The sequence below is a fragment of the Candidatus Microthrix parvicella Bio17-1 genome (assembly GCF_000299415.1).
Taxonomy (GTDB): Bacteria; Actinomycetota; Acidimicrobiia; order Acidimicrobiales; family Microtrichaceae; genus Microthrix; species Microthrix parvicella.
This window is the reverse complement of record NZ_AMPG01000002.1, coordinates 138,065-164,455: the sequence shown is the minus strand read 5'-3', so window position 1 is coordinate 164,455 and position 26,391 is coordinate 138,065. Positions and strand designations below refer to the sequence as shown.

Below are 26,391 nucleotides of genomic sequence, written 5' to 3'. Positions count from 1 at the left end.
CTACCGGGCGCGAGACGTGAAGCCGGAACGGCGCAGCGCGGCCGGCTGTGGACAACACTCAGCCGTCGGCGGCGCCCAACCCCATGAGCACCTCCAGCAGGCCGTCGAACAGTGGGGGGGCGGCGGCGACGAGGAACCAACCGTGCGATCCCGTCGAGGCTGACGCACCGAGCGGTTGCGTCAACACGGCCGCCCCCGCCTCGGACGCCACCAGAGAACCCGCCGCGAAGTCCCACCACTGCGGGCCCGCCTCGTAATAGGCGTCGGCGCTGCCGTCGGCCACGAAACAGAAGTCCAGTGCGGCGGCGCCGCGGCGCCGTAGGTCCCGCACCTGTGGCAGCATCGCGGCCGCTACGGCACCCTGGCGCCCACGGCGGCCGGGATCGTAACCGAACCCGGTGGCCACCAGCGCGCGGCCCAGCGGGGGTGGTGCACCCAGCTTGAGCGCAACGCCGTTTCGGGTTGCTCCACCGTGCAGCGACGCGCGGTACTCCAAGCCCAAAATGGGTGCGACAACCGCAGCGGCCAGCGATGCGCCGTGCCTGGTGGCGGCCACCGAGATCGCCCAGTCGGGCTGCCCATAGACATAGTTGGTGGTGCCATCGATGGGGTCGACCACCCAGAGGATGTCCGAGCCGTCGGCCAGACCGCCGGCCTGTGCCGTGGCGCTCTCCTCGCCGAGGAAACGATCGGTGGGACGGGCGACGAGCAATGCCTGACGAATGGCGTCCTCGGCTGCGCGATCGGCGCGGGTGACCAGGTCGGTGTCGCTCGACTTTGTGAAGCGCGTCGCGGTGTCGGCCCGCACTTCGGCCTGAGAGGCCGCCGCCACCTCAGCCCCGACCCGGGCCACGGACAGGGCAACCTCGGCCAGGTCGATTGCTGTTGGGGTGTCTGCGGCCTGCGGGGTTTCGGCGCCGGCCGAACTCACGAGCCGCCAACCCACTCGCGTGCCACCCGCAGGGTGATGACGGCCACCACCGCCACACCCACGGCACCAACCACAGTTCCGGCCAGCATCGTTGTTCCGATGACCCCGTCGCAGGCTCCGGTGCAGGCCACAGCGCCGAAACGGCCGCCCACCAGCGCCCCGCCAAGACCGCCCACCATGATGGCCACAAAGGCGACGACCCGCATCCACACGGGGGCCAGGGCGGTCAGGGGATCTGCGCTGGATGGTTCTGTGGGCGGTCCTTGGGGTGCGGGCATCGCTGCGCATGGTACCCGTAGTAGGCCGGTTGGCTCGTAGGGTGGGAAGGGTGAGCGATGCGGCGAGCGACGCAGGGGACGAAGGTTCCGAAGGCCCGGACGGCCTCCGAGACTGGACCGTCGGTGGAGCTGTGATCGAAGGCCCGGCGGGTGTCCTGCTGGTGCGTAACCACCGCAGTGGCGGGGTGGTGGACTGGTCGCCGCCCGGTGGGGTGATCGATCCCGGGGAGGAACTGATCGAGGGGCTGACGCGTGAGGTCGCCGAGGAGACAGGCCTGGTGGTCCCCAGGTGGCGGGGTCCGCTGTACGAGATCACCTGCCGGGCGCCGCAGTTGGGCTGGTGCCTGCGAGTGGTCGCCTTCGGGGCCGAATACCCGGGCGGTGAGCTGAGCTTCAACGATCCGGACGGCATCGTCGAGTCCGGCGACTTCTTTCACAGGACCGCGTGCGATGAACCCCTGGCGGGTTCGCCGCAATGGGTGCGTGAGCCGTTGGTGGACTACCTCGCCCACCGATGGGCCGAGCCTCGTCGGTACGCCTATCTGATCGAGGGCACCCGACGATCAGAGCTCCGGGTCACCCGCTCCGAACACCGATGATCACCGGCCCTGGACGCAGCGGCGGGGCGACACCTGGGCGGCGCTGGGTGCTGCATGTCGACATGGACTGCTTTTTTGCGGCGGTGGAGGTGTTGCGTCACCCCGAGTTGGTCGGTCGTCCGGTGCTCGTTGGTGGAGACGGCCGCCGAGGGGTGGTCGCCGCCGCGTCCTACGAGGCGCGTGCAACCGGCGTTCGCTCGGCCATGGCCATGACCGAGGCACTCCGGAGATGCCCGGTGGCGGTGGTGCTTCCGGGCGACCTCGACCACTACCGCAGCGTGTCCGGAAGGTTCATGTCGATTCTTGACGAGTTGAGCCCCCTGGTGGAGCCGCTTTCGCTTGATGAGGCCTTCGTGGAGCTCACCGGCAGCGAACGCCGCTTGGGCGACCCGGTGGTGACCGCCGCCCGCCTCAGGCAGCGGGTTCACAGCGACCTGGGCCTCTGGGTGTCAGTGGGTTTGGGCCCCAGCAAGTTGGTGGCCAAGTTGGCGTCCGAAGCGGCCAAACCCACTCCCGATCCCAGGGGTCCCGTGGCGGGTCCCGGGGTGGTGGTGGTGCGACCTCCCGACGTGGAGGGCTTTCTCGGACCTTTGCCGGTTCGGGCGCTGCCAGGGGTGGGCCCCGTCGCGGCCGACAAGCTGGGGCGCCTCGGATTGGGCACCGTGGGCGAGGTGGCAGCGGCCGGTGAGACAACCCTTCGGCGGGTGTTGGGTGGGCCGGCTGCCCGTCAGTTGGTGGCGTTGGCCCGGGGCAACGACCCCCGGCCCGTCGTTGCCGACGCACCCACCAAGTCGATCAGTTCCGAGCGGACCTTCGCCACCGACCGGGCCGATGCCGGGGAGTTGGAGGGCGATCTGGCCGTGATGGCCGACAGCGTGGCCACCCGCCTGCGGTCGGCGGGCCTGACCGCAACCACCGTGCAGATCAAGGTGCGTCACGGTGATTTTCGCACGTTGACCCGGGCCCGGCGCCTGGATACCCCAACCGATGCCACCGCCACCATCCGGGAGGTGGCATGGAACCTGCTGTGCGGCCTGGACCTGTCGCCGGGGGTACGCCTGGTGGGCGTGGGCACCAGCGGCCTGGCTGCCGCCGCACCCGCCCAGCTTCGCCTCGATAGGCTGTCCGACGATGAGGAGCGAATCTTGGACCGCACGGTCGACAGTGTCCGCAGACGCTTTGGCAGCAAAGCGATCGGCGCGGCGCGACAGGCCGGCAACGTTCGCACGTCGGGCGCCCCTGTGGGCACCCCTGGCCACCGGAACGACGAGGGGGTAAGCGATGCCACTCTCTGAAGACGAGCAGCGCATTTTGCGAGAGATCGAGGATCAGCTCTACGAGTCTGACCCTGCGTTGGCGAACGAGGTACGCACCCGCACCGTGAACTCGTCGGTGCTGCGTCGTATCCGCCTGGCGGCGGTCGGCATGGTGGTGTCGCTGGCGGCCACCATCTTCCTGCTCTCGGTTCACTTTCTCCTGGCGTTCGTCGGGTTCCTCGTGACCTTCGCCCTCGGAGCGGTGATCGAGGCCAGCATCCGTCAACTGGGCCAGGACGGCATCGGCGAGCTCTTCAGCCCGATCACCCGGCTCTCCGGCGTGCACCGCAGCGAGGCCTCCACCGGGGCCGAGTCCAGCGACGAGGGCTGAGCGCCGCAGCGTTCAGCCCGGTCCGGGGCGTCCCCGCCCCGACGGGATGAGGCCCAGCATCCAGCGGAGCCGGTCGGTCCTCGACCACTCCGACGTCAGGGCCGTCGACGCCGAAGTCGCCAGCCGGCGGGACTGCTCCACCTGATCGTCGTCGAGTGGCGTGTCGCCGAACGTGCCGGCCGCAGCCAGGTCGCTGAGGGGCTCCAGCGTGGCAAGTCCGGTTTCGGTTTCGGCGCGTCGGGCAAACTCATGCGCGGTCTCGGCGGCTCTCGGCAGGTGCCGGCGCATCGCGAGCCGATCGGTGACCTCGGCCCAGGCACCGACCGGAACCAGGTTGGCGTCAGCGGGCGTGTAACGGCGTGATCGCTGATTGCGGACCCATGCGATACGTCCAGCGAAACCACCGGAGGCCAGGGCGAGCAGGGCGACGAGGCCGATGAGCCACCAGGGGGTGCTCCGAGGCTGCTCGGGAACGGCAAGTTTGGGCTGTTCGACCGGCCCGGGGTCGGCGCCCTGCGACGGTACCGACGAGGGGGTCGGCGACGCGGTGGTGGTGGGTGGGGCCGTGGTTGCGGGTGCCACGGGCTCGGGGTTGCCATCGCCCGAGTCCTGCTCAAATGGCACACCGGTGAGCGGCTCGGTGACCGGGTTGCCGCGTCCTGGGGTGGGCTCGAATGCCACCCACCCGTAGTCGGGGAGAAACACCTCGGGCCAGGCGTGGGCCTGGCGGCCGGTGACGGTCCAGGTGGCCGTGGCCTCGTCGTAGTTGCCCGGGGTGAACCCGACGCCAAGTCGCGCCGGAAAGCCCAACGAGCGCGCCATCAACACGAACGCGCTGGCGTACTGGGTACAGAACCCGCGTCGGCTCTCCAGAAAGGCCGCAGTGGGATCGGCCGCGCCGCGGTAGTCGGCGGAGGTGTCGTATTCCCCCTTACGGAGGTCGTTCTGAAGCGCCTGCAGCTTCGGGAGGTCACCTTGAACGCCTTCGGTGATGAGCTTCGCTTCGCGGGACACCTGCGTGCTGAGGTCGGTGGGAAGCGCCAGGGCGGCGTCAACCTCGTCGCCACGCGGCACCTTCGCCACCGGGGCGCTCACGTTTGGTATCGCCGATCGCACCGCGTAGGTCATGCCCTGGGGCATCTCGTTGCCGTCGGTCACGATCAGCGTCGCCGACGGCTGATCGAAGCTCGCCGGGATCTCCGAGGCCACCTCCACCGGGTCGGCCGCCGCGGGCATCCAGATACCGGTCAGGCCGTCGATCGCCACCGTCTGGTCGATGATGGTGCGGCTGGGCAGGGCGCCGACCTCGGGCAGACGGCCGGCGGCATCCTCGTAGGAGGCGGTGGAACTCCACACGTTGTTTTCGAAGCTGTCGAGTGCGGTGAGGCGCCAATACGTGGGGTCCACCTTGGTGCTCTCCACCGTGAACATCACATTGTTGCTCTGCGGGCCCAGCTGATCGGCCACCGACACCAGTGGCGAGAGCACTTCGCGATCTGCCCGATCGGAGCTGAACTTGGTGAGATCCACCACGGGGCTCCGATCCTGAGTGAATGCGAGGTGGGCAACGGTGCCCCCCAACACCGCCACCGCCAAGGCCCCCGCCCCGATACGTGCGGCGGCCCAGGTTCCACCCGTCCGCTCGCCGCTGCGCCAGCGGCCTCGTCCTGCGCTGACGGTACGCACGGCCAACAGGTGCGCGCCCAGCGCCGCGGTGAACACCACTGCGGAGAAGAGCTGGCCCGGCCCCCTGGCCAGGGTGGCACCGAAGATGAACACACCGATGTGGGTGGTCACCGCCTGCACCGGCACGTTGCCGCGATGGGCGGCGGTGTCGGAATACAACGCAACCACCAGTAGCGCCAGGGATGCGGCGGCTATGAAGCCGGGCTGGGCGGGAGCTGGGGCAACCAGCTTGCGGAAGGTTTCGAACGAGTCACCGGTGAGTGCGATGAAGCGGGGCACGGTGTCGACACCGGGCAGCCCAAGCCGGGTGGTTTCGGGCAGCGTGAGGTTGACCCAGGTGATCAGGCCCAGCACCGTGGCGATCAGCGGGGCGATCCAGACCGACAGCCTGGCTCGGCGGGCGGCCGCCTCGGAGGCGTGAACCACCAGCGCGGGCGCCAGCACCGGAATCAGCCAGTCCCAGCCCGAGAACAGGCGGGCGAAGCTGAGGGCCAGGGCCACGGTGAGACCCACCAGCGTGATCTCAGGCAGCCACCAGGCGGGAGGGCGTCGCTCCTCGGTGCTCATCAGGCCCACCAGGAGGGAGGAGAGGAGGCTGTGGCATCGGTCGGTGCCACAGGGGTGGAGCCGCTCGGGGCGGCAGGAACGCGCCGCGCTGCAGAGCGTCCGAGACTCGACAGCTCCTGGGCCCACGCGTCGGCCCAGGATTCGTTGAGTTTCACCCCGGAGCCGAAGGGGATCGTTCCGGGGCGGCGTTCGGTGGCCGAACAGTCCACCGACATCACCCGGCGTGACAGGTCACCGCGGTTCAGCAGGCGCGTGTCCTCATCGCTCAGCGTGGTGCCGCACACGATGATCAGCCCGGTGGCGTCGTCGGCCAGCGACCGGGCGATGCCCGACAGGTTGGTCTCGTTGCCCATCGACACGGTCGCCAGCCGATCCATGACGGGGCCCAACGCCGATCGGGGCGCCAATGTGCGCGTGTCGTAGCCGTCGGTGGTGATCAAGCGGACCGGCCGGTCGGCCACCACGGCAGCCAACACGCTTGCTGCCGCCTCAACCGCCCGCTCGAACGAGCTGACCGTATGACGCGTCAACCGACCATCGAGCACCACCGCCACATGGCTTTCGTCGGGGCGTTCGAACTGACGCACCATCAGGTTGCCGCTGCGGGCCACCGCCGGCCAGTGGATGTGTCGGATGTCGTCGCCCGCCTGGTACTGACGCAGGCCGACGAAGTCCTCGGGTGACTGCGTGGGCGTCATCAGTTGGGCGTGTTGGCGATCGTGCTGCCGGCCGCCGCCGGGCAACCCGGCAAGGGCGTACAGCCGCGGCCGTACCAACACGATGGCCGCGGCCTGGGGGGCCATCGATCGTTCGAAAAGACCGAACGGGTCGTGGTTGGCCAGCTGGGCAGGGCCCAGGTGGAGAACGCCTCGGGCGGTGGTCGACACCCGGGTGCGCAGCCGTCGCCGCTCGCCGCGCCCGAGTGGCGCCAACCGAACGGGGTCGGTCCGTTGCCCCGCAGGGTTCATGGGTTCGGCCACCCGGTCCCGCAGCGACACCAGGCCGCTCGGCAGGCCGTGGTTGATGATGAGCACCTCCTGCTCCACGTCGTCGCCGTTGGTGACCGCAGCGGGCGCCACCCGCCGCACCTCCAAACCGCCCGTGCGCAACACGAGCAGAGCTGCGACGGCCGCGGCCACGATCATCGTGAAGGTGGCCACCCACAACTCCGGATAGGAGAACACCACGGAGGTGGGAATCATGACGGCAATGGCAATGATGAGGAGCCAACCGGACCTGGTGGGCACCGGTGAACGAGAAGCTGCCGATCCTGAACGTGGGGTTCTCGGGCTGGAGGTGACGGCCACGATGTATCGGCTCCCGGATTGGAAGGGGTGCTGGTCAGCCCGGCCGGGGTGCCGGAACGGTGGCGAGGATCTCGGCCAGGGTGTCCTCGGTACGGGCACCGGCCGACAACGACTCACCGGAGAGCACCACGCGGTGCGACATCACGAGGGCGAACAGCGCCTTGATGTCGTCGGGCATGACGTAGGAACGGCCCTGGCTTGCGGCCCGAACCCGGGCCGCCGATTGCAAACCGAGGATGGCTCGGGGTGACGCGCCCAACGAGATGCCCGGATGGGTTCGAGTGGCGCGCGCCAGGTCGACCACGTACTCGCCCACCGGCCCGGCAATGTGGATCGACTCGGCGAATCGGGCCATTTTGGCCAGCGAATCCACATCCATGACGGGTGAGAGGTCGGCCAACAGGCGTGTGCGGTCACCGCCGGCGAGCAGGGCGAGCTCGTCGGCCCGGGACGGGTAACCGACGCTCAGCCGCATCAGGAAGCGGTCCAGTTGGCTCTCCGGCAACGGAAAGGTGCCGTGGTGCTCCATCGGGTTTTGGGTGGCGATCACCATAAACACCTCGGGCAGGGCGTTGGTGGTGCCGTCCACGGTGACCTGCTCCTCGGCCATGGCCTCCAGGAGCGCTGATTGGGTTTTGGGGGAGGCGCGGTTCACCTCGTCGGCCAGCACGAAGTTGGCGAACACCGGGCCGGGTCGGAAGGAGAAGTTGGACTCCGCCGAGTTCCACACCGAGGTTCCGACGACGTCGGCGGGCAACAGGTCGGGTGTGAACTGCAGCCGCCCGAACCGGCCGTGCACCGACGCAGCCAGCGCCTTGGCCAACAGGGTCTTGCCCACCCCGGGTACGTCCTCCAACAGGATGTGGCCGCCCGACAGCAGGCAGGTGACCGCCAGGCCGACCACCTCGGTCTTGCCGGACACCACCTGGTTGACGTTGTCGCACAGCTGCGTGAATCGCTGGGCGAACGCGGTCACCCGGTCAGTTTCGACCACTCGTCCTCCTGCGGTGTGAGCGGAGGTTCACACTAACCGGCGGACGGCTCCGGGTTGCGAGCGGGCTCGTCGGGCACCAACGTGGTGGGCGATGAGGACCGAAAAGCGTGTCGGACTGCCGCGTGGGCCCTTCACCTGTGGGGTTCGGGCGTGAACTCCCGTCCCTACGTGGTGGCGATCGACGTCGGTGCCACCAAGTTTGAGGCAGCGCTCGTTGATGGCGACGGCACCCTCGGCGAGCGTCACCGGGTGGAGACGGCCGGTGCGACCACCGCAACCGGGCTGGCCGACCGTCTGGTCGACGTGGCCCGGTCCGCATGCGCCGACGGCGGCCGAGACGTAGCGATGGCGGGGGTGGGGAGCGCCGGGCCGTTTCGGGTCGCCGGGCGCACGATCGCCCCGGTCAACCTGCCGCTGTGGGACGGCTTCGACATCCACAACTGTTTGGCCGAGGGGCTGGGCCTCGACGTGGTGGTGGCGGGCGATGCCCAGGCGCTGGCGTTGGGGGAGGGCTGGCTGGGCGCGGCCCGGGGCCACGAGAACTACCTGGCCATGGTGGTGTCCACCGGCATCGGTGGTGGGTTGGTGGTGGATGGCCGCCTCCTGCGGGGCGCCCTGGGCAACGCGGGGCATCTGGGTCACGTGGTGGTGGAGCCCGATGGTCGCCCCTGCGGGTGCGGCGGTCGGGGTTGCGTGGAGGCCGAGGCCTCGGGAACAGCGCTGCGGGCCATCACCGGAGCGGACCCGAGATCGGCCTCAGTCCGGCTTCGCCGCCGCACCGGCACCTTGGTGGGTCGAGCCGTCGCCTCGGTGGTCGCCACGCTGGACGTGCCCCTCGCCCTGGTCGCCGGCGGCGTGGCGCTGGGGTTCGGCGAGGACTTCTTCGATGCGGCTCAGCTTGAACTTTCGGCCCGTGCCCGGCTCAGCTTCGCCCGGGATGCCCGCATCATTCCCGCCGGGCTGGGGGACTCGGGTCCGCTGCTCGGTGCCGCCGCACTGGCCTACAACACGATGAAGGAAACCTGATGAGCCGACCGGTGATCCCTGTACGAGCCTGCTTGGCGGTTGCGTCCCGCCCCGACCTTTGGGGCACATGCGCTCGGGCGGGCGTGCGGTTTCGACCCCGGCGAGGGGGGCATCTGGGTCCCTACGTGGCCTTCCGGCTTGAAACCCAGTACGGCTCGCGCCGGGCCCAACGCGGGCTCGCCCCGGACCCTGCCGACGTCGTGGCCTACCTCGAGTGGTTGCGCACCCAAGTGTGAGGTCCCGTTCCGAAGGCCTTCAGCCGATGTCCACCGGGTGGTCGGGCACGTCGCCCGCCACTACGGGCCCCAGCAGTTCGCCCAGTCGAGGGGGCAACGTCGCCACCTGCTCGGCCAGCAGTTCGTCGCAGGACCACCAGCGGCGGTCCTCAAACGCCATCGCCTCGAACGCCTCCAAGCGTTGCTCGCCCAGCGTCTCGCCACCCGCCGGCACCTCCGCGAGGTGGATCACCTCGTCCTGGTCGAAGTGCCAGCCGGCGAAGTCGAAGGTGACGTGTTGGGTCCAAATCACCGGGCCCATCAGCGCCGAGGCCACGCCGCCCTCCTCGTGGAGTTCGCGCAGGCAGGCGTGCTCGGACGATTCCCCGCGCTCGATGCCGCCTCCCGGAAGCTCCCACCACGACCCGGCGTCGGGCCGGGCAGGATCGTGGGCCTTGATCAGCAGCACGCGTCCGCGTTCGTCGATTGCAACAACTCGGGCGGCCTGGCGGCGGAGGGTGGGGCGCATTGTCGCCAAATCTACCGGGCCGGCACCGACCGTTGCAGCGGTTGGGGTTCTCACGGCACCTCCTGGGCACATTCGATGAAACCGGGCCCCGAAGCGACGCCCCTCGAGGAATCGCCCCACCACGGCCTGCGCCGCTGGTCGGGCGCCCCGGCCGCCTTCCATGCTGCGGATCTGCCAACTCCGGCGCTGGGAAGCGTCGAGGTGTGGGCGGTGACGTCCGATCGACCCACGGTGGTTGCCGGTTCCACGCAGCGAGACCTGCTCGATGTGGGCCTGGCCGCTCGAGCGGGCTTGGATGTCGCCCGCCGACGAACCGGCGGCGGGGTGGTGGTGGTCGATCCGCAGTCCTCGGTGTGGCTGGACGTCGTGCTGGCCCGGGGGGACGGTCGGGTGAGTGACGACGTGGGTCGATCCTTCGACTGGGTCGGCTCGGTGCTGGCCGGGGCCCTGCGGGAGGCCGGGGTCGAGGTTGCGGTCCATCGGGGCCCGGGCAGGTGGGACGAGTTGGGTCGATTGATCTGCTTCGCCGGTGTCGGACCGGGTGAGTGCCTCGATCGCGATGGTCGCAAGGTGTTGGGTCTGAGCCAGCGCCGCACGCGGGACCAGGTGCGTTTTCAGGCGATGGCCTACCTCGAGGTCCCGGTGGCGCTCACTCCGGCTTCCATTGCCGACCACCGGCTTCCTGGCGCCGGAGATGGCAAACCCATGAGCCGACAGGCTGTGGAGGCCGAGTTGGGGCGACGCACGGCTTCGCTTGGCACCGGTCGAACCATCGCCTGGTGGCGCTCGCACCTTGGCCAGTCGCTGCTGAACGCCTGATGCCGTGAGGGTGATACGTCGAGGGGCCTGTCGGTCACGGTCGTAGCCCGGTCGAGCGTTGAAGCAGGAGAAATCCTTGGAATGATGCGCGGTGGTGGGAGGAAGTGGGGCTATGGTGTCTCCTTGTGGGAGGAAGTGGGCCAACAGAGTCACTGGCAGGTGATTCGATCGGTCCAAGCTCCCCGCTGGAGAACCCGACCGAGATGGACCCGTGCTTGCTGGCAGCTACGACCACCGAATCGACTCGAAGTCGAGACTGGTGCTCCCCAGCGCGGCGCGTCCGGCCTTTGCCAACGGCGGCTTCGCCTCGGACCAGGGCGGCTACATCGGGCTCTTCCCGACGCAGGAATGGCAGGAGTTCATCGCCAAGCTCCGGCGACGCGTTGAAGACGGCACCACGCCCCGCAAGGTCTTCCAGAAGGTCTCCGGCAACTCGTTTCCCATCAGCCCCGATGGGGCAGGACGGGTCTTGTTGCCGGCCAAGCTGCGGCAGCGCTTTGCCGACGAGGTCACCCTCATCGGCTCCGAAACCCACCTCGCGGTCTACCGCCCCGAGGACTGGACCGCCGTGGATGACGAGGTCGGCGACCTCGCCGACTACCTGGAGCATCTGCTGTGAGCGCTCCATCTGCAATCGCCCGACCCAATCGCAGCACCGCAATTCTCAACGCAGCAACCCTCACAACCCGGGCCGGCGGCGCCACTCCGACGTTGCACAGCCCCTCGACTGGCGGGATGGACCAACCGAACTCCGCCCGCTGCCCATCCAGTCTGACCGGGGAGACATCCCGGCAGACGCTGTCCAGTCGAGGGGCTGTGGAACGCCGGGGTCGCACGGCGACTAACGGAGGATCGCTCCCATGGAGAATGACCCGAATCCAGGCGGTGCTTCGGTGTTCCAACACCGAAGCGTGCTCCTGGCCGAGGTGCTCGAAGCGATGGAGCCCGTACCGCCCGGCCTCGTGCTGGACGCCACGCTCGGCGGTGCAGGACACGCCGCGGCGTTGCTCGCCGCCCGATCCGACCTCGAGCTCCTGGGCGTCGACCGTGATCCCGATGCGCTCGTCGTGGCCGCCGGCCGGCTGGAACGCTTCGGCACACGGGTGCGCACCGCGCACGCCAACTTCGCCCAATTGGGCGACCTTCTTGATGAGCTCGACGAGCCGCTCGTCGGGGCGCTGTTCGACCTGGGGGTCTCATCCCCGCAGATCGATCGGCCCGAGCGTGGCTTCAGCTATCGATTCACCGGTCCGCTCGACATGCGAATGGACCCAACTCAGGAACTCACCGCGGAGGTGGTCGTGAACACCTATCCAGTCGACCGATTGACCAGGATTCTCGCTGATGGGGGCGACGTGCCGGCGGCTCGTCGCGTGGCCCGTGAGATTGTGGCACGCCGTCCGCTTGAGACCACCGACGACCTGGTGGAGGCCACCAACGCCGGCACACCCGCCGCTGTTCGACGCCGTGGCAACCCGGCGAAGCGGGTCTTTCAAGGTATTCGTCTTGAGGTGAACGACGAGCTGGAGAGCCTGATCGATGCGCTGGATCAGACCATCGATCGTCTGGTTCCGGGCGGACGGGTGACCGTGCTTGCGTACCACTCGGGCGAAGACCGCCTGGTGAAGGAGCGATTTCGACGTGCCGACCGGGGCGGCTGCAGTTGTCCGTCGGGCCTGCCCTGCGTGTGTGGTTCGACGCCCGAAGGCCGCCTGATCAACCGCAAGCCCATCGTGGCCTCCGAGGCCGAGGTGGCCGCGAACCCACGCGCCGCAAGCGTGAGGATGCGCACCTTGGAGAAGGGGCGCAGAGCGTCGTGACGGCGCTGGTCCGCCCAGCGCCCCGAAGCCGGGCCCGGCCTCAACCGAAGGCCGAACGGCCGAAACTGCGCGTCTTGGATTCGGGTGACGAGCGTCGCCGGCGACGGACGTTCGTGCTGATGGCGGCCGCCGGAGGCACCGTGTTGGTGACGCTGCTTGGCGTGTTGTACCTGCAGGTGGTGATGCTGCAACGGCAACGCCAACTGGACGGCTTGGCTCGCGATCGCACCGAGGTGACCCGCGAGTACCAGAATCTGCGTCGCAAGGTGGCCCAACTGGAGAGCCCGGAGGCCGTCGTTCGTCGGGCAACCGACGAACTGGGCATGGTGAGCGCCCCGGGGGTGCTCTATCTGGAACCCGCAGCGGCGAACGGACCATCCACAAGCCTCGTCCGGGACCTGGGGGACGGTGCACCAAACCCGGCGCCGGCCACGACGGCTGCCGCTGACGTTGAAGCCGGCGCCCAGGTGGCGGAAACGCCGGGCGCCCCCAACGCCGCTGCGGCTCCACCAACCGGCGAGGCGGCCCCGCCCGAGACAGCCGCACCGGAGGGAACCGCACCCGAGGACTCGGGCACCCCGTCAACCGACGCCGAGTCACCGCCGACCGATCCATCGGCTACTCGGCCCACGGGCACCCCAACGACCGATCCGGCCAACGGATTGCCGATCGACCCTCGAACCGGCAAAACCGAATATGACCCGGCCACGGGCCTTGCCATCGACCCGACGACCGGACAGCCGGTGTCGTTGGATGCGAGCTCCGCGACGAACGGTGCGGGGACATGACGGACCGCCACCCCCCCGAAGGTCGGGATGGGCGCCGGCCGGGCCATACAGGCCGCCCAGCCGGTCGTCACGCTGCGTCGCAGCGACCGGGGCGCGCATCCGGCCAACGAACCACCGCCCAGAGCATTCGAACCGCCGATACGGCGGCCGAGGCGTGGGAGCTGTTCAGCGCAGGGGCCCACCGACGTTTCGTGGCCCGTCGTGCCCGGCACCGCAGCCAGGGCCCGCCCCGCTACTCCGAGCGCACCCGTTACCGCACCCTGGTGGGGGTGGTTGGCCTGTTGTCGGTGCTGGTCACCGTGAAGCTGGTGAACGTTCAGGTGGTGGCGCCCGAAAGATACCTTGACCTGGGCGCCAACCAGCGCGTGAAGCTGGAGGACCTGCCGGGGTTGCGAGGCACGATTCGAGATCGAAACGGTGTCGATCTGGCGCTGTCGGTGCAGCTGGTCAACCTGATCGTCGATCCCATGCGGGTGACCGATCCTGACAGGGCGGCCGACCTGGTGGCCGGCGCCACCGACGTCGACCGGGACCGCCTCCGGGCGCGGCTGGTCGAGCCCGGCTCCAGGTTTGCCTATGTGGCCCGTCAGATGGATCCTCGCAAGGCCGACCGGGTGCTGGCCAAGCTGAAGGCGGCCAAGATCAGCGGCTTTTTTGTCGAGGACACCCAGGAGCGGGTCAACCCCGCCGGGTCGCTGGCGTCGGCGATCGTCGGACGCACCGACATCGATGGGGCGGGCATCTCGGGTTTGGAGAAGATCGATGACGCCCGGCTGACCGGCACCCCAGGTGAACGCGTGGTGGAGCAGGCGCCCGATGGCTCATCGATCGCCAACGCCGCACGCCCCGGCTCGCCGGCAGTGCCGGGCGCCGACCTGACCTTGACCTTGGACCAGACGCTGCAGTTTGAGGCTGAACGCCAACTGATGGCGGCGGTCGATCAGCAAGGTGCCAAGTCCGGCGTGGCGATCGTGGGCGACCCCCGCTCCGGCGAACTGCTGGCCGTGGCCAACGTCGAACGCAACAAGGAAACAAATGTGGTCAGCCCGGTGGCCAACAACATGGCCTTCACCGCCTCCTACGAGGCCGGGTCGGTCATGAAGTTGGTGACGGTGGCCGGAGCGTTTGAAACGGGGAAGACCGACCCTGACGAGGTGCTCGCCGTGCCGTGGCGCCTGACGGTGGGCGATCACGAATACTCCGACCACGACTGGCATCCGACCGAGCAGTGGCGGGTGGACGACATCGTGGCCAAGTCCTCCAACATCGGCACGGTGATGCTGGCCAAGCGGCTGGGTGCAGCCGGGCTCGAGCACGCACTGCGTGACTTTGGATTCGGCAGCTCCTCGCCACTGGGACTTCCCGGTGAGACGGGCGGCATCCTGTCGGCCTCCAAGGGCTGGTACCCGACGGATCTGGCGTCGATCGCCATCGGCCAGGGCGTCGCGGTGACCCCGATCCAGCTGTGGTCGGCCTACAACGTGGTCGCCAACGAAGGCATGTACGTCCCGCCGCGGCTGGTTGAGAAGACGACGCGTTCCAACGGCAAGGTCGAGGCGACCAAGCCGGGTCAGCAGCGCCGCGTGATCCGACCCGAGGTGGCCCGGTGGATGAACTCGGCGTTGCAGCAGGTGGTCGACGATGGCACTGCGTCGCAGTGGCAGATCCCCGGGTACACGATTGCCGCAAAGACCGGCACGGCACGTAAACCCAACCCACTCAACGGCAGCTACAACTGGGGTGGCAACGGCAGCGCCGGCTATCGCTACACCACGGTCTTCTCCGGGTTCCTGCCGGCATCGGACCCACAATTGTCGATCACCGTGTTGCTGGACGAGCCGGTCAACGCCACCAGCGGCGCCACAGCAGCCGGGCCGGTGTTCAACGCCTTGGCCAAGTCGGGCCTGAACCACCTGCGCATTCCCCCCGATCGTCCCAGCCTGCCCGGCACCGACCTGGTGACCGACGTTGGCAGCGGCACCAGCTCGAACAAGCCCGTTCGTGCCACGCCGGCGCCGCAGGCGGCGCCGCGCGAGACCGACGAGGCTGCGGTTGAGGAGGGCGGAGACGGCTCGGCCGGCGCTCCCGGCGATGCTGGGGCTCCCGGCGATGCTGGGGCTCCCGGCGATGCTGGGGCGTCCGGTGATGATGTGGCGCTCGGTGATCAAAATGGGTGACGCTCGTGGAGGTCGGCAGGCCGGTGGCCGGACCGACGCACCCGCCCGGCCCACCACCACGGGAATCTCGTTGTCGGAGTTGGCCGAACAGGTTGGGGGCCGCTTGGCCGGAGCGGACGCCACCTCGGTCGTCGTGGACGACGTGTCCTTCGACAGCAGGGCACGCGCAACGAAACGCACGATGTTTGCCGCGGTTCGAGGGGAACGGGCCGACGGCCATGACTTTGCCGCCGATGCGGTGGCCAACGGGGTCGGCTCGCTGCTGGTGGAGCAGGAACTGTCGGGCCTCAAAGTGCCGCAGTTGGTGGTGCCGGACGTTCGGGCGGCGATGGGCCCGGTGGCGCAGGTCGCCCACGGCCACCCCGGCACCCGGTTGCAACTGGTCGGGGTCACCGGCACCAACGGCAAGACCACCTTCGTCAGTTTGTTGGCCAAACTGCTGAACCGCCTGGGGGTCGGCGCAGAGTCTATGGGAACCCTCACTGGAGCCCGGACCACCCCGGAGGGGCCCGAGTTGGCCCGCCACCTCCACGAGGCGGCCGATGCCGGGGTTGAGGCGGTGGCGCTCGAGGTGTCGTCGCATGCGCTGGCCCTCCATCGGGCGGACGGTCTGGTCTTCGATGTGGCGGTCTTCACCAACCTCGGGCGGGATCACCTGGACTTTCATGACACCCAGGAGGCCTACTTCGCGGCGAAGGCACGCCTCTTTGAGCCGCAGCGAGCCCGCCATGCGCTCCTGAACATCGACGATGTGCACGGTCGGTTGCTCCGCGACGCCGCCGGAGGGCTTCCCGTGATGGAGTACTCCCTGGACGATTTGGACGAGGTGGTGCTGACGCCCCGAGGATCGACGTTTACGTGGCGCGGTCATCGGGTGAATGTGGCGCTGCCGGGGCGAGTGAACCTGTCCAATGTCCTACCGGTGCTTGAAACAGCCGTGCTGTTGGGGCACGACGTGAGCGCAGTGGCCGCCGCGGCATCGGACATCTCCGGGCCTCCGGGTCGGTTTCAGGCGGTCAACCTGAGCCCTGAGGGCCACGATCGTGTGCCGGCTGTGGTGGTTGATTACGCGCACAGTCCGGACGCACTGGCTGCCGTGCTGGAGAGCGCTCGCGAACTGCTGCCCGTCGACGGCGAACTGATCGTCGTGTTTGGTTGCGGAGGTGACCGGGATCGTGAGAAGCGACCGGAGATGGGTCGCGTGGCCGCCGAGCGGGCCGACCGGGTGATCATCACCTCTGACAACCCTCGCAGCGAGGACCCGTTGGCGATCATGGAGTCGGCCGCGCAAGGATCGACGGGTGTGGCCACCACTCCTGCCGAGCTCATTGTCGATCGACGTGCCGCCATTGCGGCAGCACTCGCCGGCGCCCCGTCGTCGTCGTCGCTGGTGGTGATCGCCGGGAAGGGTCACGAGACCACCCAGACCTTTGCCGACCGGGTGGAGCACTTCGACGATGCCGAGGTTGCCGTTGAAGAGTGGGCACGGCTGGCAGAGGACGGTGACCCACGATGATCCGCCTCCTGCTCGCCGCCGGAATCGCCCTGATCGTTTCGCTGTTCGGCACCAAGTTTCTGATCTTCTGGTTGACGAAGCACCGCATCGGTCAGCCGATTCACGAGGATGTTCCGCGCGGTCACACCACCAAGGCGGGCACTCCGACGATGGGGGGCATCGCCATCGTGTCCGGCGGGTTGATCGGCTACCTGGGCTCCAACCTGTACCGGGGCACCGAGTCGAACCTGGGCTATACCCGGACAGGGCTGTATGTGATGTTGGCCATTGCCGGAGCCGGGGTGGTGGGGCTGGCCGACGACTGGATCAAGGTGGCCAACGAACGCAACCTCGGCCTCAACAGCCGGGCCAAGATGCTGGGCCTGCTGGCGGTGGCGGTTGCGGTCGCCTGGGCGTTGGCGTCGCGCACCAACGTGGCACTGACGATCAACTTCACCCGCGGAACCCTGCCGGGCTGGGAACTGCCCAAGCTGGCCTGGGTGGCCTGGGCGGTGGTGCTGATCACCGGATCGGCCAACGCGGTCAACCTCACCGACGGCCTCGATGGGCTGGCCGCCGGATCCGCCAGCTTTGGCTTCTCGGCCTACGTCGTCGTCGGGTTTTGGACGTTCCGCTACCCGGAGATCTACCAGGTGACCGACGCCCTCGACGTGGCCGTGGTGGCCGCTGCGATGCTGGGCGCCTGCGTCGGCTTTCTTTGGTGGAACGCGGCACCGGCCCAGATCTTCATGGGCGACACCGGTTCGCTGGCGATCGGCGCCGGGCTCGCCTGTCTGGCGTTGGCCACCAACACCCAACTGCTGCTGCCCATCGTCGGCGCCCTGTTCGTCATCGAGACGCTGTCGGTCATCCTGCAGGTGGCCAGCTTCAAGGCCACGGGGCGTCGGGTGTTTCGCATGGCACCCATCCATCACCACTTCGAGATGGCCGGTTGGCCCGAGACCACCGTGATCATTCGTATGTGGCTGCTGACCGGAATCTGCACGGCGCTGGGGATCGGGCTCTTCTACGCCGATTTTCTGGGCACGGGGGCGACGGGCTGATGGGCATGACGTTTACCCCTCAGCCGGGTCGCTCACGCGGTTCGACGTCGGGCGCAGGGTCGCCTCGCTCCGGGCGGACGCGTGCTCCGAGGTCCACCGGCCCGCCGGGCACGCGCGGGTCGAAAAGAGCGATGCGTCGTCCCCACCTGCCAGGGTCGGCCAACCCGATGACTCCGACCGCCATGTTGCTGGTGGCGCTGGTGGCGGGCCTGTGCGGCATGGGTCTGGTGATGGTGCTCTCGGCGTCGGCGGTGAAATCGCTCGACATCGGCGGGTCGCCCTACCGGTTCTTTACCCGTCAGGCCATGTTTGTTGGCTTGGGTGCCGTGGCCATGTGGGTGATGTCGCGGTTCGATCATCGACGTCTGCGGGACCTGGCAACCCCGCTGTTGGCGACTTCGTTTGGGCTGTTGTTTCTGGTCGCCATTCCCGGCAACCCGCTCGCGGTCACCGTCAACGGATCCCGCCGCTGGCTCGGCATCGGGTTCCTCCAGTTTCAGCCGTCGGAGCTGGCCAAGATCGCTCTGATCGTCTTCGCGGCCGACCTGCTGGCCGGTCGGCGGGACCAGATGGGCGACCCGGTGCGCACGGTACGTCCGGTGATGGTGGTGTTGGCCGGGTTTGCCGCGTTCGTCATGTTGCAGCCGGACCTGGGCACCACCGTGCTGCTCGCCGTGCTCGCCTTCGCGATCCTGGGAGTCGCCGGAGCCACGCCCATCAGCCTGGCCACCTACGCACTGCCTGCGAGCGCCGTGGGCGCCGCCGCCTCGATGTGGGGCTACCGCCGGGCCCGCATGTTGGCCTTTCTGGATCCCTGGCAGCATCCGACCACGTCGGGCTACCAAACGCTGCAGGCACAGGTCAGTCTGGCGTCGGGGGGCTGGTTTGGGTCGGGCATCGGCACCAGCCGTGCCAAGTACGGGTTTCTCCCCGAGGCTCACACCGACTTTGTCTACGCCATCATCGGCGAGGAGTTTGGGCTGTTCGGTGCCCTGGCCGTGCAGGCGCTGTACCTGTTGTTCTTCACGGCCGGTTTGCGGGTGGCCCGCTCGGCACAGGACCGATTCTCCAAGCTGGTGGCCACCGGCATTTCCACCTGGATCGGCGTGCAGGCGTTCGTCAACCTTGGGGTGGCCACCGGTGCATTGCCCAACAAGGGCATCACCCTGCCGTTCCTCAGCTACGGCGGCTCGTCGATCATCATCACGATGGCCGCCGCCGGCATTCTGGTGAACATCGCACGAAGCCAAGGCACACCGGCGCGTCGCCCCGCCCGATCCTCCGGGTGATGGGCGTGAGCGGCACAGACGATCACGAGGCGAAACGGCCCGCTGAGAGGCCGACCTTTGTCATCGCCGGCGGCGGCACCGCCGGACACCTGATCCCGGGTCTGGTCGTGGCGGACGAGCTGGTGCGGCGGGGCCACAGGCGGTCGACGGTACTTTTTGTGGGCGCCGAGCGGGGCCCCGAGGCCACCCTGGTGCCCGAGCGTGGATTTCCCGTCAGGCTGCTGCCGGGTCGCGGGATTCAGCGGTCGCTGACCGCCGAGAACCTGGCCGCCGGCTGGGGGTTGGCGAGGGCCGCCGGCCAGGCCCTGAGGTTGTTGCGACGCGAACGGCCCCAGGCGGTGTTGGCGCTGGGAGGTTTCGCCTCGGTGGCCTGCGCCGCGTCCGCGGCGCTGCTGGGAATCCCGCTGGTGGTGGCCGATCAGAATGCGTTGGCGGGCTCGGCCAACCGGCTGGTGGCGCGCTTCGCCACGTCGTGCGCAGCTGCGTTTGAGGGGGTGGATCTGCCCCGTGCGGTGCTCACCGGTAACCCGGTGCGGCCCGAGATCATCGCGGCCGCATCGCTTTCCAAAGCCGAGGCGCGGGCCCGGCTGGGGCTACCGGCGGATCGCACCGTGTTGGCGGTGTTCTCGGGGTCGCTCGGATCCCAGCGGATCAACACCGCCGTCGTCGGGGCGTTGGGCCGCCTGGCCGGGCGAGGGGATCTGGCGATCTATCACGTCTTCGGCCGCCGGGACTGGGCGCTGCGCGACCAGCCCCGGTTTCGTCCGCCGCCGCTTCCCGCCGACGGCCTGAGCTACCGCGCGGTGGAGTATTCCGATGAGATCGGCGACCTGCTGGCGGCGGCCGACCTCGGGCTGACCAGGGCGGGGGGCTCCACCGTGGCCGAGCTGGCGATCGTGGGTCTGCCGTCGATCCTGGTGCCCCTCCCCATCGCCACCCGCGATCATCAGCGGGCCAACGCAGCCGGGTTGGTCGAGGCGGGCGGTGCGGCGTTGGTGACCGATTCCGACCTCAGCTCCGATCGCCTGCTCGCCGAACTACTGCCGTTGATCGACGAGCCGGAGCGGCTGCTACCAATGGCGGCTGCGGCCAGGTCGCAGGGGCACCCCGACGCGGCCGCCCGCGTGGCCGACCTGTTGGAGGCCGCGGCGAAGGGACGAACATGAGCGCGACGCACGACACGCCGATCCCCGGCAAATCGACACGACCGGGCGGGCCTGTCGACGCTCACGCCGTGGCCGGGTTGCTGGCCGGCACGCCCCGCCGGATCCATCTGATCGGGCTGGCGGGCACGGGCATTTCCGCGCTGGCGATGATCCTTCGGGAATTGGGCCACGAGGTGTCGGGAAGCGACCAGCGGGCGGCCCCCGTGCTGGAGCGGCTGACCGAACTGGGGGTGACGGCACACGTGGGCCATGATCCGGCCCACGTGGTGGACGCCGACCTGGTCATCTGCTCCACGGCGATCAAGGCCGACCACCCCGAGCGTCAGGCGGCCGTTGACGCCGGGTTGCCGGTGCTCAGCCGGGCTGAGGCCCTGGCGGGCTTGACGCGGTTGCGACCGACCATCGCCGTGTCCGGTACCCACGGTAAGACCACCTCGACGGCGATGTTGGCGCTGGCGATGCGCAGTGCCGGTGCAAACGTGAGTTGGCTGGTCGGCTCGACCGTGCCGGCGTTGGGCTCCCCGGCGCATTGGGGCGATGGCGATTGGTTCGTGGTGGAGGCCGACGAGTCCGACGACACCCACCTGGCGTTGGCTCGAACGGCGGTGTTGCTGACCAATGCCGAAGGCGAGCATCTCGACTTCCACGGCACGTTGGGGCGGGTGATCGACGGCTACGTCGAGTTCCTCACCGGCAACCCGGCCGATGCTGCAACTTCGCCGACCGTTCGGGTTGCAGGCCTCGACGATCACGGCGCGGCGCTGGTGGCCAATGCCGTCGGAGGAGTGGTCACCTTCGGCACCACCCCGGGTACCGACTGGTGGCTGGAGGTGCTGACCGAAGCGGTCACCGGCACCACGTCGATGCTCACCTCGCCGAGCGGTGACCGAATCGCCCTTCGCCTGGCGGTACCGGGCGACCACAACGCTCGAAACGCCGCCGGGGTGGTTGCGCTGGTGGGGGAGTTGGGCTTCGACCCGCACCTGGCCGCCGCCGGAGTTGCATCATTCACCGGCACCGGTCGACGTTTCGAGCATCGCGGCTCGGTCGGCGGCGTCAGCTTCATCGACGACTACGCACATCACCCCACCGAGGTCGCCGCCACGCTGGCTGCCGCGTCGGGTTGGGACGGTGGCCGCGTGGTGGCCGTTTTTCAGCCCCATCTCTACAGCCGCACGCAGCGTCTGGCCGAGCACTTTGGGGCCGCGCTCGCCGCCGCCGACGTGGTGGTGGTGACCGATGTCTTCGCCGCCCGTGAGGAGCCGATCGAGGGAGTGGACGGCACGCTCATCTCCGAGGCCACCCGGCGTCACGGGGGCGTCCACGTGGCCGATGCGCCGAACCGCTCCGACCTTGGGGCCGTGGTGCGTGCGCTGGTGCGATCGGGCGACCTCGTGCTCACGATGGGTGCCGGGGACGTCACCACCCTGGCCGACGAACTGGGTGCGGTCCGTCCGGGTGCCGGGTCGTGAGCGGCTCCGAGGCAGCTACGACGGTGGTGGCTCGACTGGTGGATGCCATGGGGGAACGGGTTCAGGTCGGTGTCTCGATGGCCAAGGCCAGCTGGTACCGGGTGGGCGGCCCCGCCGCCGCCTGGGTGGATGTCGACTCCGTCGAAGCGCTGCGTCTTGTCGCCGCGGCCCTCACGGGCGAGGACGTGGACCTGTTGGTGGTGGGGGAGGGGTCGAACCTGTTGGTGTCCGATGCTGGATACGACGGCCTGGTGGTGCACCTGGATCGCAACGGCCCCCTTGGCGACATCGACGTCGATGCGGTGACCGACGAGGTGTGCGTGACCGCTGGCGGTGCGGTGCGGATGCCCGACCTGGCGCGCCGCTGTGCCGAGACCGGCCACGCCGGCTTGTCCTGGATGGCCGGGATCCCAGGGTCGGTCGGCGGTGCGGTTCGAATGAACGCGGGCGTGTCGACCGACGCCGTCGAGGTCCGACATGCGCTGCGGTGGGCCGACGTGTTCGACGTGGCGACCGGGACGCTCGAACGGCGGGAGCCTGATTGGTTCGATTTTGGCTACCGTCGCTCCCGCCTGAGCCGCACCCAGGTGGTCACCGCGGCCGGCTTTGCCACGTCGGTCGGCGACCCCGGCGAGATCGCCGCGGACAACACGGTGCACCTGAACCATCGGCGGGATTTCCAGGAGACCCGGCGCACGGGCGGTTCGGTATGGACCAACCCGGCGAAGGGCTCGGCGTGGCGTCTGGTGGAGGAGGCGGGCGCCCAGGGCCTGCGGGTGGGCACGGCGCAGGTGTCCAACAAGCACGCCAACTTCATCGTGGCGGATTCCGGCGGCTCCGCTGACGACGTGCGCGAGCTGATGGCCGTCGTTCGACGGATGGTCCACCACCACAGCGGTGTCGTGTTGGAAGCTGAGACGGTGATGATCGGATTCGAGCCCTTCGAGGACCTGGAATGAGCCGCGGCTCGGGGTCTCGACCGACGGGCGTCGACCCACGGATGCGGGCTCGTCGAATCGGTGTCACCCGTGGGCGGGCCCGCCGCAGGCTGCGCCTGGCGATCGGGGTGGGCGTCACGACGCTCCTCGTTGGCGTGGCCACCGTCGTCTACGCCACCCCGCTGCTGGGGGTGAGAACCGTCGAGGTCAACGGTGTCAATGAGGCCTCGTCGGCCGAGGTGCTCCGTGCGCTCGGCGATGTCAAGGGCAGGCCGGTGCTTCGGGTGGACGCTGCCGATCTGACCAGGCAGGTTGCTGCGCTCCCCGGCATGGCCGACGCCGACGTCACCGTGTCGGTGCTCGGAACCGTCACGGTGACGGTGTCCGATGACCGGCCGGTGGCCTACGTGCCCACCACCAAGGGTGCGGCTGCGCTGGTGGGCCCAACCGGGCGTGTGTTGTCGCTGCGCAACGAGGTTCCTCAGGATCTGGTGCGGGTCGAGGCCACGGTGGAGCCGTCGGTCGGGGGCGCCGTGCCCAAGCCGATGCTGGCGGCGGTCGATGTGGCCGCCGCACTTCCCGCCGACCTGGTGGCCGTGACGGTGGCGGTCGGTGTGGGCGACGACGGCGTGGAACTCGAGCTCCTCGATGGGGTTCGGGCGAGGGTCGGCACGACCGATCAGTTGGATCGAAAGCTGGCCGCGGTCTCCACACTGTTGTCGGGTCGGGTCGTGCTCGATTGTCTGAAGTCGATCAACGCGACCGAACCCTCGCTGGTCACGATCAGCCGGGACTCCGCCTGCTCCGGAGGCCCGGTGTGAGGCCGGCGTCCGCACCGTTGGCGCACCGTGGCGCCGGCAGCGAACCCGACCGTGTTGTGACCGTCGCCACGGGTCCACCAGTTCCAGGTGGTGGACATGAAATAATGAACCCACGCGCTGGTTCCCGCACGGGAATCCAGTCGGCCGCTCGGGCACACCCGGTCGGTTCACCTCAGGAGGACTGAGCTCCCATGGCACACAACCCGCAGAACTACCTGGCGGTCATCAAGGTGATCGGCGTTGGTGGCGCCGGTTGCAACGCGGTGAACCGCATGATCGACGCCGGCCTGAAGGGCGTGGAGTTCATCGGTGTGAACACCGATGCGCAGGCACTGCTGATGTCCGACGCCGACCTGAAACTGGATATCGGTCGCGAGCTCACCCGTGGCCTGGGCGCCGGCTCGGATCCCGAGGTCGGCCGCCAGGCGGCCGAGGATCATCGCACCGACATCGAGGAGTCGCTCCGCGGGGCGGACATGGTCTTCATCACGGCGGGCGAGGGAGGTGGCACCGGCACCGGTGCCGCTCCTGTGATCGCCGATGTGGCCAAGTCGATGGGTGCACTCACCATCGGTGTGGTCACCCGGCCGTTCACCTTCGAGGGGCGTCGCCGCTCGGTGCAGGCCGACCAGGGCATCGCCAAGCTGAAGGAGAAGGTCGACACCCTCATCGTCATCCCCAACGACCGCCTGCTGTCGGTTGCCAACGAGAAGACGTCGGTGATGAACGCCTTCAAGATGGCCGACGAGGTGCTGCTGCAGGGGGTGCAGGGCATCACCGAACTGATCACCACCCCGGGCATGATCAACACCGACTTTGCCGACGTGAAGATGATCATGTCGGACGCCGGTTCGGCGCTGATGGGTATCGGCTACGGCACCGGTGAGAATCGTGCTGTCAATTCGGCCCGCCAGGCGATCAGCTCCCACCTGCTGGAGGCGGCCATCGAGGGTGCCCGCGGCATTCTGTTGAACATCTCCGGTGGCTCGGACCTGACGATCTTCGAGGTCAACGAGGCGGCCGAGATCATCCACGAGGTGGCTCACCCCGACGCCAACATCATCTTCGGCACGGTCATGGATGAGGAGATGGGCGATGAGGTTCGTATCACGGTCATCGCCGCAGGGTTTGAGCGCTGGGACGACGGCGGGTCTCCGCCCGCTGTCCAAGCCGACCAGAACGCACCGGCCGCCCGTCCCGGCTCGGCGCCCCCGGCTCCGGCCGGCCCCAGGGAGCGCCCCCAGGCACCCGGAGAGGTGCCCATCGCCGACGTGTTCGGCGACGATGATTTCCTCGACGGTGACGACGACTTCGACGTTCCCTCCTTCCTCCGCTGATCGGCCGTTCGTCGACGGGGTTGACCTGTCGAACGGCGGAGCGGTCCGCTGGTGTTTCACCGGTCGGACCCAAGGTGATCTCTCCGAGGCGGCACCGCAGGCCGTGACGCGCCTGGGTGAAACCCTGGGTGTGCCGATCCACACCGTGCACCAGGTACATGGCGACCAGGTGGTCGTGTTGGGCGCCGATGACGTCGACCCGTCTGGTCGGGCCGTGTCGCCTCATCACGCCGACGCGCTGGTGACCTCAGTGTGCGATGTGGGGTTGGGTGTTCGCACCGCCGACTGTGCCCCCGTGGTGCTGTGGTCCGACGGAGCCACCGACGGTGGTGTCATCGGCGCGGCCCACGGCGGGTGGAGTGGTCTTGAGGCCGGGATCGTCGAGGCGACGGCCGAGTCGATGCGTTCGATGGGTGCCACGCACCTCTCGGCGGTGCTCGGGCCGTGCATTGGGCCGGAGTGCTACGAGTTCGCCGACGCCGACCTCGACCGTCTGGTCGGACGCTTTGGCCCCACTGTGCGGTCGGTGACCGATTCCGGGGCGGCGGCACTCGACCTGCGAGCCGCCGTCGCTGCGGCCTGCCAACGCGCCGAGGTGCAGCTTCGACCCGGACCGCCGGCATGCACGGCGTGCGGGGGCTCCCACTATTCTCACCGTGCCAGGGGTGAGCGCATGCGCCAACTCGGCATTGTCTGGAGAACCCGATGAACGAACTCGCCAACGTGAGCCCGCCGCCGGACGTGCGCGTGCTGAGCGAGCAGATCGCCGAGCGTTCCGCCCTGGTCCGGGAGCGCCTCGATCGCACCGCCGGTCGGGAGGTGCGCGTGGTGGCCGTCAGCAAGTCCCACCCGCCCTCGACGGCATGGGCGGCCGCGTTGGCCGGTCACCGGGAGCTCGGCGAGAACTACGCCCAGGAACTCGTGGGCAAGGCCGGGTTCCTTGCCGAGCGGGGCATCGAGGTTCGCTGGCACATGATCGGTCCCGTGCAGTCGAATAAGGTCAAGGTGTTGGCGCCGGTGCTTGGTTGGTGGCACACCATCGATCGATCCAAGTTGGTGCGGACCATTGCCCGGTGGTCCCCGGAAGGGACCGTCATGATTCAACGCAATCTGTCGGGGGATCCGAACAAGGCGGGTTGCACGGCCGATGAGGTGGAGCCGCTCGTCGCCGAGGCCACCGAGGCCGGCCTGGACGTCGTGGGCCTCATGGGCGTCGCCACGGAGGGATCGCCACAACTCGCTGCGGCTGAGTTCGCTTCGCTGGTGGCCCAGGCCGACGCGCTGGCCCTGCGTGAGCGTTGCATCGGCATGAGCGGCGACCTCGATGTTGCGCTCGCAGCGGGTGCCACCACGGTGCGTCTCGGGTCGATGTTGTTTGGATCGCGGCCAGGGTCCGCCAACGGTGGGCCGTCGCGTGCTTGACTTA

General features: G+C 69.0%; 25 protein-coding genes. 19 read left to right on the top strand and 6 right to left on the bottom strand.

Annotated elements, in window-relative coordinates; all coding sequences use genetic code 11:
- Window positions 1-58: 58 nt before the first annotated feature.
- A complete protein-coding gene (locus tag MPARV_RS0108935) occupies window positions 59-931 on the bottom strand; it encodes an inositol monophosphatase family protein (protein WP_051011953.1) in 873 nt (290 codons plus the stop codon).
- A complete protein-coding gene (locus MPARV_RS25330; RefSeq protein ID WP_012224686.1) occupies window positions 928-1,209 on the bottom strand; it encodes a hypothetical protein in 282 nt (93 codons plus the stop codon). Before MPARV_RS25330 ends, MPARV_RS0108935 begins: the two co-directional genes overlap by 4 nt.
- Before the next feature lie 50 nt (window positions 1,210-1,259).
- Here MPARV_RS25330 and MPARV_RS0108925 point away from each other — a divergent pair, with 50 nt between their 5' ends.
- The 3 genes from MPARV_RS0108925 to MPARV_RS22540 are packed head-to-tail and all read left to right on the top strand — an operon-like array spanning window position 1,260 to window position 3,455.
- Window positions 1,260-1,808 carry an NUDIX hydrolase gene (locus MPARV_RS0108925; RefSeq protein WP_020377994.1) on the top strand — a complete coding sequence of 183 codons (549 nt, stop codon included), beginning with the start codon at window positions 1,260-1,262 and terminating at the stop codon, window positions 1,806-1,808.
- On the top strand, window positions 1,805-3,103 hold the full coding sequence (locus tag MPARV_RS0108920) for a DNA polymerase IV (RefSeq protein WP_012224682.1): 1,299 nt from the start codon (window positions 1,805-1,807) through the stop codon (window positions 3,101-3,103). The genes MPARV_RS0108925 and MPARV_RS0108920 overlap by 4 nt, the downstream gene beginning before the upstream one ends.
- A complete protein-coding gene (locus tag MPARV_RS22540) occupies window positions 3,090-3,455 on the top strand; it encodes a DUF3040 domain-containing protein (RefSeq protein WP_012224680.1) in 366 nt (121 codons plus the stop codon). The genes MPARV_RS0108920 and MPARV_RS22540 overlap by 14 nt, the downstream gene beginning before the upstream one ends.
- Before the next feature lie 12 nt (window positions 3,456-3,467).
- Here the strand turns inward: MPARV_RS22540 and MPARV_RS0108910 are convergent, their stop codons facing one another.
- The 3 genes from MPARV_RS0108910 to MPARV_RS0108895 all read right to left on the bottom strand — a co-directional run bounded on the left by MPARV_RS0108910 (window position 3,468) and on the right by MPARV_RS0108895 (window position 8,009).
- Window positions 3,468-5,708 (bottom strand): transglutaminase TgpA family protein, encoded by a 2,241-nt coding sequence (locus MPARV_RS0108910; RefSeq protein WP_157789530.1) that lies wholly within the window; start codon window positions 5,706-5,708, stop codon window positions 3,468-3,470.
- Entirely contained in the window at window positions 5,708-6,910 is a 1,203-nt protein-coding gene (locus MPARV_RS22535; protein ID WP_155852357.1) for a DUF58 domain-containing protein, read from the bottom strand. Before MPARV_RS22535 ends, MPARV_RS0108910 begins: the two co-directional genes overlap by 1 nt.
- A 139-nt stretch (window positions 6,911-7,049) precedes the next feature.
- On the bottom strand, window positions 7,050-8,009 hold the full coding sequence (locus MPARV_RS0108895; protein WP_012224673.1) for an AAA family ATPase: 960 nt from the start codon (window positions 8,007-8,009) through the stop codon (window positions 7,050-7,052).
- Window positions 8,010-8,159: 150 nt separating this feature from the next.
- Here MPARV_RS0108895 and MPARV_RS0108890 point away from each other — a divergent pair, with 150 nt between their 5' ends.
- Window positions 8,160-9,035, top strand: a complete 876-nt coding sequence (locus tag MPARV_RS0108890; protein WP_031277916.1) for an ROK family protein — start codon at window positions 8,160-8,162, stop codon at window positions 9,033-9,035.
- A 255-nt stretch (window positions 9,036-9,290) separates the two neighbouring features.
- Here the strand turns inward: MPARV_RS0108890 and MPARV_RS24665 are convergent, their stop codons facing one another.
- Window positions 9,291-9,833, bottom strand: a complete 543-nt coding sequence (locus tag MPARV_RS24665; protein WP_157789529.1) for an NUDIX hydrolase — start codon at window positions 9,831-9,833, stop codon at window positions 9,291-9,293.
- A gap of 21 nt (window positions 9,834-9,854) precedes the next feature.
- Here MPARV_RS24665 and MPARV_RS24660 point away from each other — a divergent pair, with 21 nt between their 5' ends.
- The 15 genes from MPARV_RS24660 to MPARV_RS0108805 all read left to right on the top strand — a co-directional run bounded on the left by MPARV_RS24660 (window position 9,855) and on the right by MPARV_RS0108805 (window position 26,387).
- On the top strand, window positions 9,855-10,598 hold the full coding sequence (locus MPARV_RS24660) for a lipoyl protein ligase domain-containing protein (RefSeq protein WP_020377989.1): 744 nt from the start codon (window positions 9,855-9,857) through the stop codon (window positions 10,596-10,598).
- A 211-nt stretch (window positions 10,599-10,809) separates the two neighbouring features.
- Window positions 10,810-11,217 carry a division/cell wall cluster transcriptional repressor MraZ gene (locus MPARV_RS0108870; protein WP_012224664.1) on the top strand — a complete coding sequence of 136 codons (408 nt, stop codon included), beginning with the start codon at window positions 10,810-10,812 and terminating at the stop codon, window positions 11,215-11,217.
- 241 nt (window positions 11,218-11,458) lie between these two features.
- Window positions 11,459-12,418 carry a 16S rRNA (cytosine(1402)-N(4))-methyltransferase RsmH gene (gene rsmH / locus MPARV_RS0108865; RefSeq protein WP_020377988.1) on the top strand — a complete coding sequence of 320 codons (960 nt, stop codon included), beginning with the start codon at window positions 11,459-11,461 and terminating at the stop codon, window positions 12,416-12,418.
- A 74-nt stretch (window positions 12,419-12,492) separates the two neighbouring features.
- A complete protein-coding gene (locus MPARV_RS0108860) occupies window positions 12,493-13,206 on the top strand; it encodes a hypothetical protein (protein WP_031277912.1) in 714 nt (237 codons plus the stop codon).
- Window positions 13,203-15,383 carry a penicillin-binding transpeptidase domain-containing protein gene (locus MPARV_RS0108855; protein ID WP_020377987.1) on the top strand — a complete coding sequence of 727 codons (2,181 nt, stop codon included), beginning with the start codon at window positions 13,203-13,205 and terminating at the stop codon, window positions 15,381-15,383. The genes MPARV_RS0108860 and MPARV_RS0108855 overlap by 4 nt, the downstream gene beginning before the upstream one ends.
- A complete protein-coding gene (locus MPARV_RS0108850) occupies window positions 15,376-16,899 on the top strand; it encodes a UDP-N-acetylmuramoyl-L-alanyl-D-glutamate--2,6-diaminopimelate ligase (RefSeq protein WP_162143620.1) in 1,524 nt (507 codons plus the stop codon). The genes MPARV_RS0108855 and MPARV_RS0108850 overlap by 8 nt, the downstream gene beginning before the upstream one ends.
- Window positions 16,896-17,942, top strand: coding sequence for a phospho-N-acetylmuramoyl-pentapeptide-transferase (mraY, locus tag MPARV_RS0108845; RefSeq protein WP_012224655.1), 1,047 nt, complete (start codon window positions 16,896-16,898; stop codon window positions 17,940-17,942). The genes MPARV_RS0108850 and mraY overlap by 4 nt, the downstream gene beginning before the upstream one ends.
- Window positions 17,943-18,109: 167 nt before the next feature.
- Window positions 18,110-19,231, top strand: coding sequence for a putative lipid II flippase FtsW (gene ftsW / locus MPARV_RS0108840; protein WP_157789528.1), 1,122 nt, complete (start codon window positions 18,110-18,112; stop codon window positions 19,229-19,231).
- Between the two features lie 5 nt (window positions 19,232-19,236).
- Window positions 19,237-20,397 carry a UDP-N-acetylglucosamine--N-acetylmuramyl-(pentapeptide) pyrophosphoryl-undecaprenol N-acetylglucosamine transferase gene (locus MPARV_RS0108835; RefSeq protein WP_162143618.1) on the top strand — a complete coding sequence of 387 codons (1,161 nt, stop codon included), beginning with the start codon at window positions 19,237-19,239 and terminating at the stop codon, window positions 20,395-20,397.
- A complete protein-coding gene (gene murC, locus MPARV_RS0108830; protein ID WP_020377984.1) occupies window positions 20,394-21,869 on the top strand; it encodes a UDP-N-acetylmuramate--L-alanine ligase in 1,476 nt (491 codons plus the stop codon). Before MPARV_RS0108835 ends, murC begins: the two co-directional genes overlap by 4 nt.
- On the top strand, window positions 21,866-22,828 hold the full coding sequence (murB, locus tag MPARV_RS0108825; RefSeq protein WP_012224647.1) for a UDP-N-acetylmuramate dehydrogenase: 963 nt from the start codon (window positions 21,866-21,868) through the stop codon (window positions 22,826-22,828). Before murC ends, murB begins: the two co-directional genes overlap by 4 nt.
- Window positions 22,825-23,628: a cell division protein FtsQ/DivIB gene (locus tag MPARV_RS22530; RefSeq protein WP_012224645.1), complete on the top strand. Its 804-nt coding sequence runs from the start codon at window positions 22,825-22,827 to the stop codon at window positions 23,626-23,628. Before murB ends, MPARV_RS22530 begins: the two co-directional genes overlap by 4 nt.
- A 191-nt stretch (window positions 23,629-23,819) precedes the next feature.
- The gene (gene ftsZ / locus MPARV_RS0108815) at window positions 23,820-24,965 is read left to right on the top strand and encodes a cell division protein FtsZ (protein WP_012224643.1); all 1,146 of its coding nucleotides are present in this window, start codon (window positions 23,820-23,822) and stop codon (window positions 24,963-24,965) included.
- Window positions 24,928-25,674: a purine nucleoside phosphorylase YfiH/LACC1 family protein gene (locus MPARV_RS22525; RefSeq protein WP_020377981.1), complete on the top strand. Its 747-nt coding sequence runs from the start codon at window positions 24,928-24,930 to the stop codon at window positions 25,672-25,674. Before ftsZ ends, MPARV_RS22525 begins: the two co-directional genes overlap by 38 nt.
- Window positions 25,671-26,387: a YggS family pyridoxal phosphate-dependent enzyme gene (locus tag MPARV_RS0108805; RefSeq protein WP_020377980.1), complete on the top strand. Its 717-nt coding sequence runs from the start codon at window positions 25,671-25,673 to the stop codon at window positions 26,385-26,387. Before MPARV_RS22525 ends, MPARV_RS0108805 begins: the two co-directional genes overlap by 4 nt.
- The last annotated feature ends 4 nt before the right edge of the window (window positions 26,388-26,391 follow it).